The 15,849-nt window shown below is 39.9% G+C and carries 25 protein-coding genes and 1 pseudogene; 25 read left to right on the plus strand and 1 reads right to left on the minus strand.

Annotated features, from left to right (window positions below; translation table 11 throughout):
• Positions 1 to 13: 13 nt before the first annotated feature.
• From rplP to IPL24_07535, 25 genes and pseudogenes are all read left to right on the plus strand, one after another.
• Positions 14 to 442 carry a 50S ribosomal protein L16 gene (gene rplP / locus IPL24_07415; protein MBK8363511.1) on the plus strand — a complete coding sequence of 143 codons (429 nt, stop codon included), beginning with the start codon at positions 14 to 16 and terminating at the stop codon, positions 440 to 442.
• Between the two features lie 38 nt (positions 443 to 480).
• A complete protein-coding gene (gene rpmC, locus IPL24_07420) occupies positions 481 to 681 on the plus strand; it encodes a 50S ribosomal protein L29 (protein ID MBK8363512.1) in 201 nt (66 codons plus the stop codon).
• A 20-nt stretch (positions 682 to 701) separates the two neighbouring features.
• Entirely contained in the window at positions 702 to 974 is a 273-nt protein-coding gene (gene rpsQ / locus IPL24_07425; protein ID MBK8363513.1) for a 30S ribosomal protein S17, read from the plus strand.
• Positions 975 to 1,030: 56 nt separating this feature from the next.
• Positions 1,031 to 1,399 carry a 50S ribosomal protein L14 gene (gene rplN, locus IPL24_07430; GenBank protein ID MBK8363514.1) on the plus strand — a complete coding sequence of 123 codons (369 nt, stop codon included), beginning with the start codon at positions 1,031 to 1,033 and terminating at the stop codon, positions 1,397 to 1,399.
• 26 nt (positions 1,400 to 1,425) lie between these two features.
• The gene (rplX, locus tag IPL24_07435; protein MBK8363515.1) at positions 1,426 to 1,761 is read left to right on the plus strand and encodes a 50S ribosomal protein L24; all 336 of its coding nucleotides are present in this window, start codon (positions 1,426 to 1,428) and stop codon (positions 1,759 to 1,761) included.
• Positions 1,761 to 2,312: a 50S ribosomal protein L5 gene (rplE, locus tag IPL24_07440; GenBank protein MBK8363516.1), complete on the plus strand. Its 552-nt coding sequence runs from the start codon at positions 1,761 to 1,763 to the stop codon at positions 2,310 to 2,312. The genes rplX and rplE overlap by 1 nt, the downstream gene beginning before the upstream one ends.
• Positions 2,313 to 2,337: 25 nt before the next feature.
• The gene (rpsN, locus tag IPL24_07445) at positions 2,338 to 2,607 is read left to right on the plus strand and encodes a 30S ribosomal protein S14 (protein ID MBK8363517.1); all 270 of its coding nucleotides are present in this window, start codon (positions 2,338 to 2,340) and stop codon (positions 2,605 to 2,607) included.
• Between the two features lie 38 nt (positions 2,608 to 2,645).
• A complete protein-coding gene (gene rpsH, locus IPL24_07450) occupies positions 2,646 to 3,041 on the plus strand; it encodes a 30S ribosomal protein S8 (protein ID MBK8363518.1) in 396 nt (131 codons plus the stop codon).
• A 19-nt stretch (positions 3,042 to 3,060) separates the two neighbouring features.
• Entirely contained in the window at positions 3,061 to 3,615 is a 555-nt protein-coding gene (rplF, locus tag IPL24_07455) for a 50S ribosomal protein L6 (GenBank protein MBK8363519.1), read from the plus strand.
• 8 nt (positions 3,616 to 3,623) lie between these two features.
• The gene (gene rplR, locus IPL24_07460) at positions 3,624 to 3,974 is read left to right on the plus strand and encodes a 50S ribosomal protein L18 (GenBank protein MBK8363520.1); all 351 of its coding nucleotides are present in this window, start codon (positions 3,624 to 3,626) and stop codon (positions 3,972 to 3,974) included.
• A 31-nt stretch (positions 3,975 to 4,005) separates the two neighbouring features.
• Positions 4,006 to 4,523 (plus strand): annotated as a pseudogene (gene rpsE / locus IPL24_07465) (30S ribosomal protein S5).
• Between the two features lie 29 nt (positions 4,524 to 4,552).
• Entirely contained in the window at positions 4,553 to 4,732 is a 180-nt protein-coding gene (rpmD, locus tag IPL24_07470) for a 50S ribosomal protein L30 (protein MBK8363521.1), read from the plus strand.
• Between the two features lie 41 nt (positions 4,733 to 4,773).
• Positions 4,774 to 5,280 (plus strand): 50S ribosomal protein L15, encoded by a 507-nt coding sequence (rplO, locus tag IPL24_07475; protein MBK8363522.1) that lies wholly within the window; start codon positions 4,774 to 4,776, stop codon positions 5,278 to 5,280.
• Between the two features lie 8 nt (positions 5,281 to 5,288).
• Positions 5,289 to 6,650, plus strand: a complete 1,362-nt coding sequence (secY, locus tag IPL24_07480; protein MBK8363523.1) for a preprotein translocase subunit SecY — start codon at positions 5,289 to 5,291, stop codon at positions 6,648 to 6,650.
• Between the two features lie 20 nt (positions 6,651 to 6,670).
• Positions 6,671 to 7,468 (plus strand): type I methionyl aminopeptidase, encoded by a 798-nt coding sequence (gene map, locus IPL24_07485; protein MBK8363524.1) that lies wholly within the window; start codon positions 6,671 to 6,673, stop codon positions 7,466 to 7,468.
• Positions 7,469 to 7,470: 2 nt separating this feature from the next.
• Positions 7,471 to 7,689 carry a translation initiation factor IF-1 gene (gene infA, locus IPL24_07490; protein MBK8363525.1) on the plus strand — a complete coding sequence of 73 codons (219 nt, stop codon included), beginning with the start codon at positions 7,471 to 7,473 and terminating at the stop codon, positions 7,687 to 7,689.
• 156 nt (positions 7,690 to 7,845) lie between these two features.
• The gene (rpmJ, locus tag IPL24_07495; GenBank protein ID MBK8363526.1) at positions 7,846 to 7,962 is read left to right on the plus strand and encodes a 50S ribosomal protein L36; all 117 of its coding nucleotides are present in this window, start codon (positions 7,846 to 7,848) and stop codon (positions 7,960 to 7,962) included.
• Between the two features lie 58 nt (positions 7,963 to 8,020).
• The gene (gene rpsM / locus IPL24_07500) at positions 8,021 to 8,398 is read left to right on the plus strand and encodes a 30S ribosomal protein S13 (protein MBK8363527.1); all 378 of its coding nucleotides are present in this window, start codon (positions 8,021 to 8,023) and stop codon (positions 8,396 to 8,398) included.
• 9 nt (positions 8,399 to 8,407) lie between these two features.
• Complete coding sequence (rpsK, locus tag IPL24_07505; GenBank protein ID MBK8363528.1) at positions 8,408 to 8,815, plus strand: 30S ribosomal protein S11; 408 nt, start codon at positions 8,408 to 8,410, stop codon at positions 8,813 to 8,815.
• Between the two features lie 38 nt (positions 8,816 to 8,853).
• A complete protein-coding gene (gene rpsD / locus IPL24_07510) occupies positions 8,854 to 9,459 on the plus strand; it encodes a 30S ribosomal protein S4 (GenBank protein MBK8363529.1) in 606 nt (201 codons plus the stop codon).
• A gap of 143 nt (positions 9,460 to 9,602) precedes the next feature.
• On the plus strand, positions 9,603 to 10,592 hold the full coding sequence (locus IPL24_07515; protein ID MBK8363530.1) for a DNA-directed RNA polymerase subunit alpha: 990 nt from the start codon (positions 9,603 to 9,605) through the stop codon (positions 10,590 to 10,592).
• A gap of 67 nt (positions 10,593 to 10,659) precedes the next feature.
• Positions 10,660 to 11,229 carry a 50S ribosomal protein L17 gene (gene rplQ / locus IPL24_07520; GenBank protein MBK8363531.1) on the plus strand — a complete coding sequence of 190 codons (570 nt, stop codon included), beginning with the start codon at positions 10,660 to 10,662 and terminating at the stop codon, positions 11,227 to 11,229.
• 258 nt (positions 11,230 to 11,487) lie between these two features.
• Positions 11,488 to 11,799: a hypothetical protein gene (locus IPL24_07525; protein ID MBK8363532.1), complete on the plus strand. Its 312-nt coding sequence runs from the start codon at positions 11,488 to 11,490 to the stop codon at positions 11,797 to 11,799.
• Positions 11,778 to 13,460: a T9SS type A sorting domain-containing protein gene (locus tag IPL24_07530; protein ID MBK8363533.1), complete on the plus strand. Its 1,683-nt coding sequence runs from the start codon at positions 11,778 to 11,780 to the stop codon at positions 13,458 to 13,460. The genes IPL24_07525 and IPL24_07530 overlap by 22 nt, the downstream gene beginning before the upstream one ends.
• Positions 13,457 to 15,130, plus strand: coding sequence for a T9SS type A sorting domain-containing protein (locus IPL24_07535; protein MBK8363534.1), 1,674 nt, complete (start codon positions 13,457 to 13,459; stop codon positions 15,128 to 15,130). Before IPL24_07530 ends, IPL24_07535 begins: the two co-directional genes overlap by 4 nt.
• An 84-nt stretch (positions 15,131 to 15,214) precedes the next feature.
• Here IPL24_07535 and IPL24_07540 read toward each other — a convergent pair whose 3' ends face one another.
• The gene (locus tag IPL24_07540; protein MBK8363535.1) at positions 15,215 to 15,670 is read right to left on the minus strand and encodes a DinB family protein; all 456 of its coding nucleotides are present in this window, start codon (positions 15,668 to 15,670) and stop codon (positions 15,215 to 15,217) included.
• Positions 15,671 to 15,849: the final 179 nt, after the last annotated feature.

The following is a 15,849-nucleotide window of genomic DNA, read 5'->3' on the forward strand; positions in this document are numbered from 1 at the left end:
ATTACTGTAGATCATGTTACAGCCGAAGAAAACTAAGTTCAGAAAACAACATAAAATGGTTCCGAAAGGAAATGCAACCCGCGGTCACGAATTGGCTTTTGGTTCATTCGGAATAAAATCTCTTGAAACAGGTTGGTTACCCAGCAGACAAATCGAGGCAGCTCGTGTAGCGGTAACGCGATACATGAAACGTGAAGGTCAGATCTGGGTACGTATCTTCCCTGACAAGCCGATCACACGTAAACCTGCAGAGGTTCGTATGGGTAAAGGTAAAGGTGCTCCTGAATTCTGGGTAGCAGTTGTAAAACCGGGAACTGTGATATTCGAAGCAGAAGGTGTTCCGGAAAACATCGCCCGCGAAGCATTACGCTTAGCCGCACAAAAACTTTCAGTGAATACAAAATTTGTCATTCGCCGTGATTATGCAGCAGCAGCACAATAATCTGTACTGATCCGAAAAAAGAATAATAACTGATAGCAATGAAAATAGCAGATATCAAAGAATTAACAACAGATGAACTTCGCTTACGTCTTGAAGAAGAGAAAGCGATCTATCTGAAAATGAAAATGAATCATGCGGTTTCTCCAATCGAGAACCCAATGAAGATTCGTGCAACACGTCGCGGCATAGCGATGATTCATACAGAATTAACGAGTCGTCAAAAAACCGATTCTAACTAATAAAAGCGGTAATCAGACCAATGGAAAATACTTCAACAGAAAAACGCAGTTTACGTAAAGAACGTATCGGTGTTGTTGTCAGCAACAAGATGAGCAAAAGCATCGTCGTAGCTGTCGAACGTAAAGTGAAACACGAGAAATACGGAAAGTTCATCAAATTGACCACGAAATTCATGGCACATGATGAGAAAAACGAATCAGGAATCGGAGACCTTGTTCTGATCGCCGAAACCCGCCCTCTCAGTAAATCAAAAAACTGGAGATTGAAACAGATTTTAGAAAAAGCAAAATAATTTACCGGTTACTCCTCAAAGTAATCGCATCGATAAACGAATAACAACTGATATAGATGATACAGCAAGAATCCAGATGCGTAGTAGCAGACAATAGCGGAGCCAAAGAAGTTCTTTGTATCCGGGTGTTGGGTGGTACAAAAAAGAAATACGCCAGCTTAGGTGATAAAGTAGTAGTAACCGTTAAGCATGCTCTTCCTTCAGGAAACGTAAAAAAAGGTACGGTATCAAAAGCGGTTGTCGTACGTACGAAAAAAGAAGTAAAACGTAATGACGGTTCTTACATCCGTTTCGACGACAACGCAGTAGTGCTTCTTACAGCTACAGACGAATTACGTGGTACACGTATCTTCGGACCGGTAGCCCGTGAACTTCGCGAGAAGCAATTCATGAAAATAGTTTCATTAGCACCAGAAGTACTTTAATATTTAACGATTAATAGTTCCTTACAATGGAAAGAAAATTCAATAAACAACCCAAACTCAACCTACGCAAAGGCGATATCGTGAAAGTGATGGCCGGTGATTCGAAAGGTTCTCAAGGACGTGTCCTTGAAGTGATCTCTAAGGATCGTAAGGTCCTGGTTGAAGGGGTCAATCTGGTTAGTAAGCATACTAAACCAAACGCAAAAAACACTCAAGGTGGTATCGTGAAAAAAGAAGCTCCTATTCACATGTCAAATGTGATGCTGGTCGACGGCAAAGGAAAAACTACTCGCGTAGCTTACAAAGAAGTGGAAGGCAAATTAGTTCGTTATTCTAAAAAGTCTGAGGAGGTAATCAAATAATGGCATACGTTCCAAGATTAAAAGACAAGTATAAACAAGAAGTTGTACCTGCTCTTTCAAAAAAATTCAACTACAAAAGCTCAATGCAGGTTCCACGTCTGTTAAAGATCTGTGTGAATCAAGGTGTAGGTGATGCAGTAAGTGACAAAAAACTTATTGATTCAGCATTGAATGAAATGACTCAGATCGTAGGACAGAAACCTGTACCGACAAAGTCAAAGAAAGATATCTCGAACTTCAAACTTCGTGTGAATGTTCCGATCGGAGTACGTGTTACTCTTCGTGATGTGAACATGTACGAATTCCTTGATCGTTTGATCTCTGTTTCTCTTCCTCGTATCCGTGATTTCCGTGGAATCAATCCGAAAGGTTTTGATGGCAGCGGTAACTACACACTAGGAGTTACTGAGCAGATCATCTTCCCTGAGATCGATATCGATAAAGTAAATAAAGTAACCGGAATGGACATCACATTTGTTACGTCTGCAAAGACTGACGAAGAAGCGATGGAGCTCTTAAGAGAATTCGGTTTACCATTCAGAACAAATTAATAATCCAGCTAAAGAAAATATACTCATGGCAAAAGAATCAATGAAGGCAAGAGAAGTGAAACGTGCGCGTATGAATGCCCGTTATGCTGAAAAGCGCGCTGCACTTAAAGCTGCCGGTGATTATGAAGCACTTGACAAACTTCCAAAAAACTCTTCACCTGTACGTATGCACAATCGTTGCAAATTAACAGGAAGACCACGCGGTTACATGCGTACGTTCGGGATATCACGTAACGTGTTCCGTTTAATGGCTCTGAATGGAAAAATTCCGGGAGTTACAAAAGCTAGTTGGTAATAAATAATTAAAACAAGGACAAGTTTAAAAATAGTACAATGACAGATCCTATTGCAGACTTCATTACAAGAATTCGAAATGCCGTGAGAGCAAATCACCGCATCGTGCAGATACCTGCCTCGAATTTAAAGAAGGAAATGACAAAAATCCTTAAAGAAAAAGGATACATCCTCGACTATAAATTCGAAGAGGACACTAAACAAGGCCTTATAAAAATCGCTTTGAAATATCATCCGGTTACGAAAGTTCCTGCGATCCGTAATTTAACACGTATCAGCAAACCCGGACTTCGTAAATACGCAGGCGTAGAAGCTATGCCGCGTGTAATCAACGGTCTTGGTATTGCCATTCTATCAACTTCTAAAGGTGTCATGACCGATAAAGAAGCGAAGACGGAAAAAGTTGGTGGAGAAGTACTTTGTTATGTTTATTAATCATTAAAAAAGAAATCAGATGTCACGTATTGGAAAATTACCAATAACGATTCCGGCCAAAGTTGAGGTCAAAGTAAACGGGAAGACCGTGCATGTTAAAGGCCCGAAAGGTGAACTTAAACAGGTACTTGTTAATGGAGTTTCTATCGCTATCGATGGAACTACACTAACTGTGAATCGTGATTCAGAAGCGAAACAACATCGCGCTCTGCATGGCCTATATCGTTCATTGATCAGTAATATGATCATTGGCGTATCAGAAGGCTTTGTAAAGCAACAGGAATTAGTAGGTGTAGGTTATAAAGCAACAAACAACGGTCAGTTATTGGATCTTGTACTTGGATACTCTCACCATTTCATCTTCGAAATTCCTGCAGAAGTTAAAGTTTCTACTAAACAAGAAAAAGGGCAAAACCCAACTGTGATCTTAGAAAGCGCAGATAAACAATTACTAGGTGCAGTTGCTGCAAAGATCCGCTCATTGCGTGCTCCTGAGCCTTACAAAGGAAAAGGTATTAAATTCAGCGGCGAAGTTCTGAGAAGAAAAGCCGGTAAGTCAGCCGCTAAAAAATAATTGAGATCATGTTAAGAAAACAGCTCCGCAGAAATAGTATCCGTACACGTATTCGTCGTACGATCAAAGGAACAGCACAACGTCCGCGTTTATCTGTCTTCCGTAGCAATAAACAAATTTATGCCCAGCTTATCGATGATGTAGCAGGAGTAACATTAGTTGCCGCTTCTTCAAGTGCAAAAGAATTTACCGTAAAAGGAAATAAAGTTGATGTCGCAAAAGAAGTAGGTAAGATGATCGCAGGAAAAGCACAGCAAAGCGGAATCAGTGCCGTTGTGTTTGACCGTGGAGGTTACCTTTATCATGGCCGTATCAAGGCTCTTGCAGAAGGTGCCCGTGAAGCAGGTCTACAGTTTTAATTATCATTCATTTTGATTGAATAAAAGTACTATGTCAGCAACAAACGTAAAGAGAGTTAAGTCAAGCGAGATCGAATTGAAAGATCGTCTCGTAACTGTAAACCGTGTTACTAAAGTAACGAAAGGTGGTCGTGCTTTCACCTTCGCAGCAATCATCGTAGTTGGTGATGAAGCAGGAGTTGTAGGTCACGGACTTGGAAAAGCAAAAGAGGTAACCGATGCAGTGCAGAAGGGTATCGACGATGCGAAAAAAATCTGGTAAAAGTTCCGATCATGAAAGGAACAGTTCCTCACGAATCATACGGTAAATACGGCGGTGCATTGGTTTTCCTTAAACCTGCCGCGCCCGGAACAGGAGTGATTGCAGGTGGTGCCATGCGTGCAGTACTTGAAAGCGTTGGTATCCATGATGTATTGGCAAAATCAAAAGGCAGCTCTAACCCACACAACGTGGTAAAAGCAACAATAGATGCATTGTCAAACATGCGGGATCCTGCTACTATCGCTCAACACCGCGGAATTAAAATGACCAAAGTATTTAATGGCTAATCGCCTTAATGATATAACAACCATAACCAATGGCAACAGTTAAAATTACACTTGTAAAAAGTGGTATCGATCGCCCAAGTAATCAGAAGAAAACTCTGAATGCTTTAGGATTGACAAAAATGAACCGTTCAGTTGAAGTGGAACATACTCCACAGATCAAAGGAATGATCAACGTAGTGAAGCATCTGGTAACAGTAACACAAAATTAAGCAATACATTAGCGATTGTTAATATTGACAAGACATTAATCATGAATCTATCATCACTCAAACCTGCTAAAGGTTCAGTAAAAACAAATAAGAGACTCGGTCGTGGTACCGGTTCAGGTCGCGGCGGTACTTCTACGCGTGGTCACAAAGGTGCACAGTCACGTTCAGGTTACAGCTCTAAGCGTGGTTTCGAAGGTGGTCAAATGCCTTTGCAACGTCGTATTCCTAAGTTCGGATTTAAGAATCCATTCCGTAAAGAATTCCACGGAATCAACCTTGATACACTTCAGTCACTTGCTGAAACATTAAAAGTGTCAAGCATCGACGTTGATATGCTGGTAAAAAATGGTCTTGCTTCAAAAAACGACAGAGTGAAAATCTTAGGTCGTGGTGAAGTAAAATCAAAACTTGAAGTGAAAGCACACGCTTTCTCTAAAACAGCTACTGAAGCAATCGAAGCAAAAGGTGGTTCTACAACTACAATTGAAACAAAAGGCGTTTCTACAACTACTATTGAAACAAAAGGCGGTTCTACAACTACCATCTAAATTCAAGTATGAAAAATCTGATACAAACTATCCGGAATATATTTAAGATCGAAGATCTAAGAACACGTATATTGAATACGCTCTTCTTTCTTTTGATCTACCGTCTAGGTACACACATCGTGTTACCGGGTGTTGATCCTAATCAACTTTCAGCTCTGCAAAACCAGACTTCTGGTGGTGTATTGGGTCTGTTAGATATGTTTTCCGGTGGTGCGTTCTCGCATTCTTCGATCTTTGCACTTGGTATCATGCCATACATCTCTGCATCGATCGTGATCCAGCTTCTTAGTATTGCAGTTCCTTATTTCCAGAAAATGCAGAAAGAAGGTGAATCAGGAAGAAAGAGAATCAATAATATTACCCGTTGGTTAACTGTGGTCATCACAGCTTTCCAGGCTCCGGGATACATCGTGAATCTTCGTGCACAAGTTCCGAATGCAATCATCTCAGTAACTAATCCTGAACTGGTTTCTCCTTTCACGTTCTGGTTCACATCGATCGTTATCCTTGTTGCCGGTACTATATTCGTAATGTGGTTAGGTGAGCGTATCACGGACAAAGGTCTTGGAAACGGAATCTCTCTGATCATCATGGTGGGTATCATTGCCCGTCTACCACAGTCTTTCCGTGATGAAGTTCTGTCACGTGCAAATTCAAATGGTGGAATGGTTGTACTTCTTTTAGAACTCGTCGCCTTAGGTGCAGTAATCGCTTTCACCATCTTGCTCGTACAAGGGACCAGAAGAATACCGGTCAACTTTGCCAAGAAGATCGTTGGAAACAAACAATACGGTGGAGTACGTCAGTACATTCCTCTTAAAGTAAACGCTGCAGGTGTAATGCCGATCATCTTCGCTCAGGCGATCATGTTCATTCCTGCAACGATCGCTCAATTCTTCCCTGATGCAGCTGCTTCTCAAGGTATTCTTGCAACATTCGGAAACTTCACATCATTCTGGTATAATTTCGTATTCGCTACATTGATCATCCTCTTCACTTATTTCTATACTGCAATCGCAGTAAATGCAAATCAGATGGCTGATGATATGAAAAAGAATAACGGATTCATTCCGGGCATCAAGCCGGGAAGAAGTACATCAGAATTCATTGATGATGTAATATCACGCATTACGCTTCCGGGATCGATCTTCCTTGCGATCATCGCCATCCTGCCAACGTTTGCCCTTCTTATGAATATTAACAACAACTTCGCTCACTTCTACGGTGGTACTTCCTTGCTGATCCTTGTGGGTGTTGTATTAGATACATTACAACAGATAGAAAGTCATTTATTGATGCGTCACTACGACGGATTAATGAAGACCGGAAGAATCAAAGGAAGAAGTACACAAGCCGCTTCGGCTGTTTAATAATATAACATCCAATTACGATGCTATTTTATAAAACGAAAGAAGAGATTGAATTAGTAAGAGAGAGTTCTTTGCTTGTTGCCAAAACCCTTGCTGAAGTAGCGAAAGCTATCAGACCGGGCATTACCACACTGGAGCTGGATCGTATTGCGGAAGAATTTATCCGTGATCACCAGGCGACACCGGCGTTTTTGAATTACAATGGATTTCCAAATTCATTGTGTATCTCAATGAATGCTCAAGTCGTTCATGGCATCCCTAATATAGATGTATTGAAAGAAGGTGATGTTTGTTCAGTGGATTGCGGTGTACTTAAAAATGGTTTCTACGGCGATTCTGCATATACATTTGCTATCGGTGAAGTTGCAGAAGAGAGTGCACAGTTATTGAAAATAACACGTGAGTCGCTGTTGAAAGGAATTGAAAAAGCCATTGTCGGAAACAGACTCGGTGATGTCAGTTCAGCAATTCAGGAATATGCAGAATCACACGGCTTCTCTGTGGTTCGTGAATTAGTCGGTCATGGAATAGGTCGGCACCTTCACGAAAAACCGGAAGTTCCCAATTACGGAAAACGTGGTACCGGCTTAGTACTGAAAGAGGGTTTAATTATTGCCATCGAACCAATGATCAACATGGGAACGAAAGCAGTAGTTCATGAGAAAGATGGTTGGACGATCCGTACAGCGGACAGAAAACCTTCGGCACATTTTGAACATACAGTGGCAATAGGAAAAGGCACAGCGGATATACTAAGCTCATTCGAATTTATTGAAGAAGCATTAAAGAATAACATAAATACAAAAGTTACCAACTGAGAGTGGCAAAACAAGCAAACATAGAGCAAGACGGAACGATCACTGAAGCATTGTCAAATGCAATGTTCAGAGTCGAACTGGAAAATGGTCACGAGATCATCGCTCACATCTCGGGAAAAATGAGAATGAATTATATTAAAATCCTTCCCGGTGATAAAGTAAAAGTGGAGTTGTCACCTTACGATCTTACTAAAGGACGAATCACTTACAGATATAAGTAAGTAGTGAGTGGTAAGTAGTAAGTAGCACTACATACAAATATTGAAAAAGGAATACAAAAACGAATAGTCATAAACGAATAGTGAATAGCAAATAGTGAACTTGAGTAAGGATTCTACTTACCACTTACCACTTACTACTCACCAAAAATAATAGAGATGAAAGTAAAACCTGCTATTAAAAAAAGAAGCGTCGACTGCAAGATCGTTCGCAGAAAAGGAAGATTGTATGTTATCAACAAAAAGAATCCACGCTTTAAGCAGCGTCAAGGGTAATCCCGACAGGTTTTAGATAACATCTGATATAAAAACAAAACAAACAAACCAAGAATAAATGGCTCGTATTGCTGGTATTGACTTACCAAAACACAAAAGAGGCGTCATTGGCCTCACGTACATTTTCGGAATCGGTCGCTCAACGGCTGAACGTATCCTGAATGAAGCCGGAATCGACCAAAGCGTGAAAGTAGATGCATGGGATGACGATCAACTTACGAAGATCCGTACAATCATCAACGAATTAAAAGTTGAAGGTGCGCTGCGTTCTGAAACTCAACTGAACATCAAACGTCTGGTTGATATCAACTGCTACCGTGGTATGCGTCACCGTAATGGCCTTCCGGTTCGTGGCCAACGTACTAAAACGAACACCCGTACCAGAAAAGGTAAACGTAAAACTGTTGCCAACAAGAAGAAGGCAACTAAAATGTAATTGATCCTCATGGCAACTCAACAAACAACAAACAAAAGTACTAAAGCCGCTAAGAAAAAAGTGGTGAAAGTAGAAGCGTTCGGTAAAGCATTTATCAGCGCCACTTTTAACAATATCATCATCTCTTTGACGAATGATTCAGGACAAGTTATCTCTTGGGCGTCAGCAGGGAAAATGGGATTCAAAGGTTCGAAAAAGAACACTCCGTATGCTGCTCAGTTAGCAGCTGCTGATTGCGCGAAAGCAGCTTTCGACCTTGGACTTCGTAAAGTGAAAGTTTTCGTAAGAGGACCGGGCGGCGGACGTGAGTCAGCTATCCGTACACTTCACCAATCAGGTATCGAAGTTACTGAGATCATGGACTTAACTCCAATCCCTCACAACGGATGCCGTCCTAAAGGAAAGCGTAGAGTATAATTTTATTTAGTTTTATTAAAGATCAGAAATAATTTACCATGGCAAGATATATAGGCCCTACTTCAAAGATCGCACGTAAATTTCGTGAGCCAATCTTCGGACCGGATAAAGTACTTGAAAAAAAGAACTATCCTCCAGGACAACACGGACAAACTAAGAAACGTGCTAAACAAAGCGAGTACGCTGTCCAGTTAATGGAAAAGCAGAAAGTGAAATACATGTACGGAATTCTGGAGCGTCAGTTCGCGAAAATTTTCGACCGTGCTTCCCGCAAAGGTGGCGTAACAGGTGAAAACCTTTTACAGTTGATCGAGCTTCGTTTAGATAACGTTACATTCCGTCTTGGTCTTGCACCAACACGTATGGCTTCTCGTCAATTAGTTTCTCACCGTCATATCACTGTGAATGGTAAAGTAGTTAACATCCCTTCTTATACTTGTCGCCCGGGTGACGTAGTAGCAGTTCGTGAGCAATCAAAAGCTCTTGAGGTGATCGTTAGCAATGCTCCATCTTCAGCTAGCCGTCATGCATGGTTAGAGTGGGACAGAGCATCAATGACAGGAAAAGTCCTTAGCGGACCATCACGCGACATGATCCCAGAATCGATCAAGGAGCAGTTGATTGTCGAACTATACAGTAAGTAGTAATCAGTAAGTAGTGAGTAGCACAGTTTCGCTTTGCCACTCACTGCTTACAACTCACCACTTACGTGTTTACAGAGAGCGGAAAGATCTCATTACATACTTTCCATTTTTAACCAATCAAACCTTTAAATACAAACGATACAATGGCCATCTTAGCATTTCAGAGACCGGATAAAGTGATCATGATTAACTCTGACGACCGTCACGGTGTGTTCGAGTTCCGTCCACTAGAACCGGGGTATGGAATTACCGTCGGTAATGCATTGAGAAGAATTTTGCTTTCTTCATTAGAAGGACATGCAATTACTTCAATCAAAATTTCAGGCGTGGATCATGAGTTCTCTACCATCAAAGGTGTTGTAGAAGATGTTACTGAAATTATCCTGAACCTAAAACAGGTGCGTTTCAAACAACAGATTCAGGGAACAGACACTGAAAAAGTAACGATCAGTGTAAGCGGTAAAACTCAGTTTACTGCAGGCGATATCAGCAAATTCACTACTGCATTCCAGGTGTTGAATCCGGAATTAGTATTGTGTAATATGGAAACAAGCGTGAAACTTACGATCGATCTTAACATCGACAAAGGCCGCGGTTATGTTCCATCTGAAGAAAACAAAAACAGCAGTGCTCCAATCGGAACGATCGCTGTAGATTCTATCTACACGCCGATCCGTAACGTGAAATATTCAATCGAGAACTATCGTGTTGAACAAAAAACAGATTACGAAAAACTGATCATGGAGATCACGACTGATGGTTCTATTCACCCGAAAGAAGCATTGAAAGAAGCAGCAGAAATTCTGATCCATCACTTCATGCTTTTCTCTGATGAGAAAATCACACTTGAGACAAAAGAGAAAACACCGACTGAAGAATTAGACGAGAATACACTTCACATGCGTCAGCTGTTGAGTACTAAACTTGTTGATATGGATCTTTCAGTGCGTGCACTTAATTGTCTGAAAGCTGCCGATGTTGAAACACTGGGCGACCTTGTTTCTTATAACAAAGCAGACCTTTTGAAGTTCCGTAACTTCGGTAAGAAATCACTTACAGAGTTAGAAGAACTGGTACGTTCAAAAAATCTAACATTCGGAATGAATGTCGGTAAATACCTCGATCGCAAATAATCCGGAGGAAAAATAATTCAGTATGATCTCCGGAACAGAACGGTGATCGCTTTAAGAGAATAGAAAAATGAGACACGGTAAAAAAATCAATCATCTCGGCAGAACGCAAAGCCACAGAAAGGCATTACTTTCTAATATGGCTGCATCGCTAATCCTGCACAAACGTATTAACACAACGCTTGCAAAGGCGAAAGCGCTCCGCAAATATGTTGAGCCGATCTTAACTCGCGGTAAAGACGACTCTACGCATTCACGTCGTACTGTCTTCTCTTATCTGCAAGACAAAGATGCTGTAACAGAATTATTCCGTGAGATCGCACCGAAAATTGCTGATCGTCCGGGTGGATATACTCGTATCATCAAGATTGAAAATCGTCCCGGCGACAATGCAGAAATGTGCATGATGGAACTGGTAGATTTCAACACGATCTATGGTGGTGAAGGAAAAGCATCTGCAGCTCCTGCTAAAAAAGCAACTCGCCGTAGTGGTGGTGCTAAGAAAAAAGCAACTGATGATGCAGCTGAAACTGCAGAACCAAAAGCAGCAAAGAAACCGGCAGCAGCAAAGAAACCAAAAGCTGATGCAGGTGAAGAAGCTCCTAAAAAAGCAGCGAAGAAAAAGAAATCTGACGAGTAGTCGGTTACTAATAAAATTTGAAAGAGAGGATAGAGCGGAAGTTCTGTCCTCTTTTTTTTTGTGAGTTGTGAGTCATAATTCGTTTTTCGACTCACAAATTTCGACTCCCAACTCATTAAAAAACAGAATTGTATTTTTAATTTTTTATATTTGTTTTATTCTGCTATCAGAATTCTTCATAGGGAAAAACAACAAATTTTGAAGTGGTTTAGCTTATCGAATAGTTTGGAAGTAAAGAGAAAAAATAAAAACCCGCACATGAAAAAAATAATTACACTGATCTTTAGTTTAGCTTTCATCTTTTGCAAAACGGAAAAAAGTTTTTCTCAGCCAACATTATTAAGTCCTGCAAATGGACAAGTTGTTCCGGCAGGAACGATACTTTTTGACTGGACAGATGTATCCGGTTCGACCGGCTATTCCTTGCAGGTAAGTTATGACAGCACATTTATTACAGTTTTTAAAGCCCATTCATCTGTTTCAGAATTACCCTTGAACTCTATAAATGGTACAATATACTGGCGTGTTAAGAGCGGTTATTTCGGTACGTGGTCGAATTTTTTTCTGTAACTTCAACAAGTTCTCCTCAGCTGACAGGTATCAATCCTGATAACGCATATGTCGGACAAAATTTTCAACCTACTTTATCTGGGGTTAATACACATTTCGCAATAGCGAGTTCAACATTGCAGTTTAATTTCAGCCAGGGAAATTTTAATTTCACTTATTATAGGCGTTATGATTATTGGTCGACAGACACAACCTATCCATCTGCTTCTTTCACGGTACCTCAAGGAGCTCCTACGGGCTTGTATAATGTTAACTATTATAATGCGATAGATGGTCCAATGATTATACATAATGGGTTTTATGTGCATGGCAGCAATATCTATCAAGGGCAGGTCTATTTTGATATGAATTCAAATGCAGTTTATGATGCTGGTGACATACCATATTCACAGGCAATCGTTACTACCTCTTCTTCGACTCATACCAATACTTTACCGAATGGAAATTATTCCGATTTTCTTCCTGCAGGAACTTATACTTTGAATGTAGCCAATCTTCCTTCATATTATGTTTCTGTTCCATCTGATACAACAATTACTCTACTTGGAAATGATTCTATTGTAGGCGGCTTGAATTTCGCTCTTCAACCAATACCCGGTGTACACGATGTAAAAGTTTCATTCGCATTGAACAGAAATAATGCGCGTCCGGGACTTCCTATTGAGATGACACTTACATATAGAAACAAAGGACCGGTCACTGAAAGCGGACGTGTTTATGCAATTGTTCCGTTAGGTCTCACTGTTGATTCAGCATCTGTATCCGGATATACTATGAGCGGTGATACAATGTTCTGGAATTATTCAGGATTGCCGATCGGAGGAAGTGATGATATTGTCATTTATTTTTCCGTCTCAAATAGTCTTCCCATAGGAGCGTATATTGAATATGTCGCAGGAGTCGAAGCAAGCGGCTCAGATATTTTTCCTGTAGATAATATTCACGCACAAAATCAGCTAGTGTCAAATTCATTTGATCCGAATTATAAGACTGTATCACCGGAAAATCTTTCTGTATTGCAGATGGTGACAGGACAATTTGCAGACTTCACGATTCATTTTCAGAATACAGGAACTGACACTGCATATCTCGTAAGAATACTTGATACAATAAGTACAAATCTCGATCTGTCAACATTTGAAGTTATAAGTTCCAGTCATAATTTTAATGTGGTGTTTTATCCGAACCGTGTGATGGGATTTCATTTCAACGGAATAAATCTTCCTGATACCGGGACAAACGAACCACTGAGTCACGGCTATATCACTTATCGTTTAAAGGCGTTGCCGACTCTTACCTTTGCAGACCAGATCTCGAATACTGCTTATATTTATTTTGATCAAAATTCTCCTGTAATGACTAATACATGTTACGTGACAATCAGTGTAGGATTAGATGAACTTTTCGGTAAGTCTGACTTCACAGTTTCTCCAAATCCTTTTACCGGAGAGATGTCATTTAACCTTAATCGAACTGATAACTTTTCAGGAATTATCAATGTCAAAAATATTTTTGGCCAGATTGTTTTCAGTAAGAAAGTATCTGATCTGAAAGGCAATGAATTTACTACATTCAATCTGGAGTTTTTGACAAACGGAATTTATTTTCTTGAATTGAATGATGGAGATTCAAATGTAGTCAGTAAAATTATCAAGCAATGATCAGAAGAATATGTAGTGTTTATTTTCTGTTGTTTATTTTAATCAGCACTTTTTCTGATGCGCAAACTCCTTCATGGATCTGGGCGAGGCAAAATTCAGGGGCAGGACAAATAAGAGATACGCGTATTGCTGTCGATGACTCCGATAATTTAATCGTTTCAGGAACTTTCTGGAATGGAACTATTGTTTTTGGGAATGATACGGCGTCAGGAACATATTACGACTCATTCATTGCAAAATATGACCCGTCAGGAAATGTTCTGTGGGGAAGAGGTGTTCATGGAGATGGTGTTGAAAGTATATTAAAGATCTGTACAGATAACTCAGGAAATATTTATGCAGCAGGAAATTTCAATGACTCTGTTCTTACTGTCGATTCAATTGATATTGAATCAAGAGGCGGATACAATGGTTTTGTGATAAAATATTCTCCAACCGGGAATGTTATTTGGGCGAAAAGTATTAAAGGTTCTTCTCGTTATTCCTTGGTTAACACTTATACAATTTACTCCGATGGAGATAATATTTTTATTGGTGGAACGTGTTATGCTGAATTGATAGATTTCGGCAATTTGACCGTTCCCGCTGATTCAAATCAAAGTTATGGATATGTTGCAAAATTAGATACTTCAGGAGAGTGTGTCTGGGCAAAAACTTTCCATGGTACATATGGTGGAGGGTCTACTGTGAGGACAATGGGAATTACAACCGATCCTTCCGGAAATGTAATAGTAATCGGTGATGTTTATGACCCTTGTTTTATATTTGCAAACGATACTCTGTTTAATAACATTCAAAGGCAAAATGTGGTTACTTTGAAATACGATGCCGCAGGTAATGAAGTTTGGGGTAAAAATTTTTCAGGTACTGGAAGTTATCATAATAAATCTTTTGGAGTTACTACTGATGACTTTTCAAATATTTATTTTATAGGTAGCTTTCAGTGTGATACACTATTTTTAGATAGTTCAGAATATTTAGTAAACAAAGGGACATTAAATTCCTATATCACAAAAATGAATTCTTCCGGTGATTTAGAGTGGAAATTTCAGATCGGAGGGAGCTCAGTTGATCAGATCTTCGGAGTAGACTGGAGTCCGTCTGGTAAGATTGGAATTTCCGGATCATTCAACAGTGATTCTATTATGTTTGGTAATACGCTTCTGCAAAATTTTACTCAACCTCCGGTGAATGATCTGTATGTTGCAGAATTAGATCCATTGACCGGCGATGTAAATTGGGTGATTCAGGCGGGAGGTACATCAGATGACAATGGTTATGATAATGTGTATGACTCAAATGATAATTTTAATGTAGTGGGAATTTCCCAAAGCGATCCGGGAGTGTTTGGACCCGACACTTTACATTGTGTCAGTTCTTATAATGTAATTCTTGCAAAACTGGATCTTAATTCTAAAGCGAATCCGGATATTAATTATGATGAAGTCCAGATTTTTCCGAACCCGGTTTCATTCTTGTTAAATATTACAACGAAGCAATCAGTTTCTGAAATAAGTATTACTGATGTTTTAGGGAATATTATATATCACAAAAAATTTGATAACGTAAAGAACCCTTCGGTTGATGTGAGTGAATTTAAAACCGGATTATACTTTGTTCGATTAGTTACTTCTGCAGGTAATTGTAATCGTAGATTCATAAAGCTTTAGTTTTTTGAAAGGAGAAATTTCCGTCAAAGGAACAATTCGAAAAAAGCCCCTTTAACGCCAAACCTGCAAACTTTAAATCAGCCCTTATAAAAACTTCCTGATTCCCATCATCACACCGGTATGTATGGCCTCGTGAAAATTGTTGAACATGATGGCCTCTTTAGCATTACGGATGGTATAGCCGGTGAGGGTAGTAAATTCAGTGTAATTCTGAAAAATTCCGTTTTTCAGGTCCTCCTGAGTTTTGTCGATCGGATGGTGAAGAAGTGCTTTGATTGCATCCACCTCCCGCTGCGAAACATCGCCTTCCGGCTTTGAGTCCCGTTTGTAGGAGTTGACCATTTCAGGAGTTACAAGCATCGGTAAGCCAGATAATCTGTAAATGAGCATCTGTTGCACAACCACGATATGTCCTATATTCCAGATCAGGTTATTGTTGAATCCCGCCGGGATCTTATTCAATTGTTCCAGAGAATATTTAGTCAGAAATTTTTCAAGGGTTCCGCGACTGGTGCGGGCAAGGTCGAAAGTGGATTCCATGTGGTTTTGTTTTGGACGCAAAATACGGAATTTATAGTGGATGGGAATTTGGTTGATATTTTGGTTTGCAGGTTGCAAGTTTAAGGTTTGCAGGTTTAGCGTTGTAGGTAAATTTGTTCTTTATTACCATCTATTAATTACAATTAAAGGGATAAAATAGGCACATTCTGTGGAAACCC

The sequence above is a fragment of the Bacteroidota bacterium genome (assembly GCA_016711505.1).
Classification (GTDB): Bacteria; Bacteroidota; Bacteroidia; order AKYH767-A; family 2013-40CM-41-45; genus JADKIH01.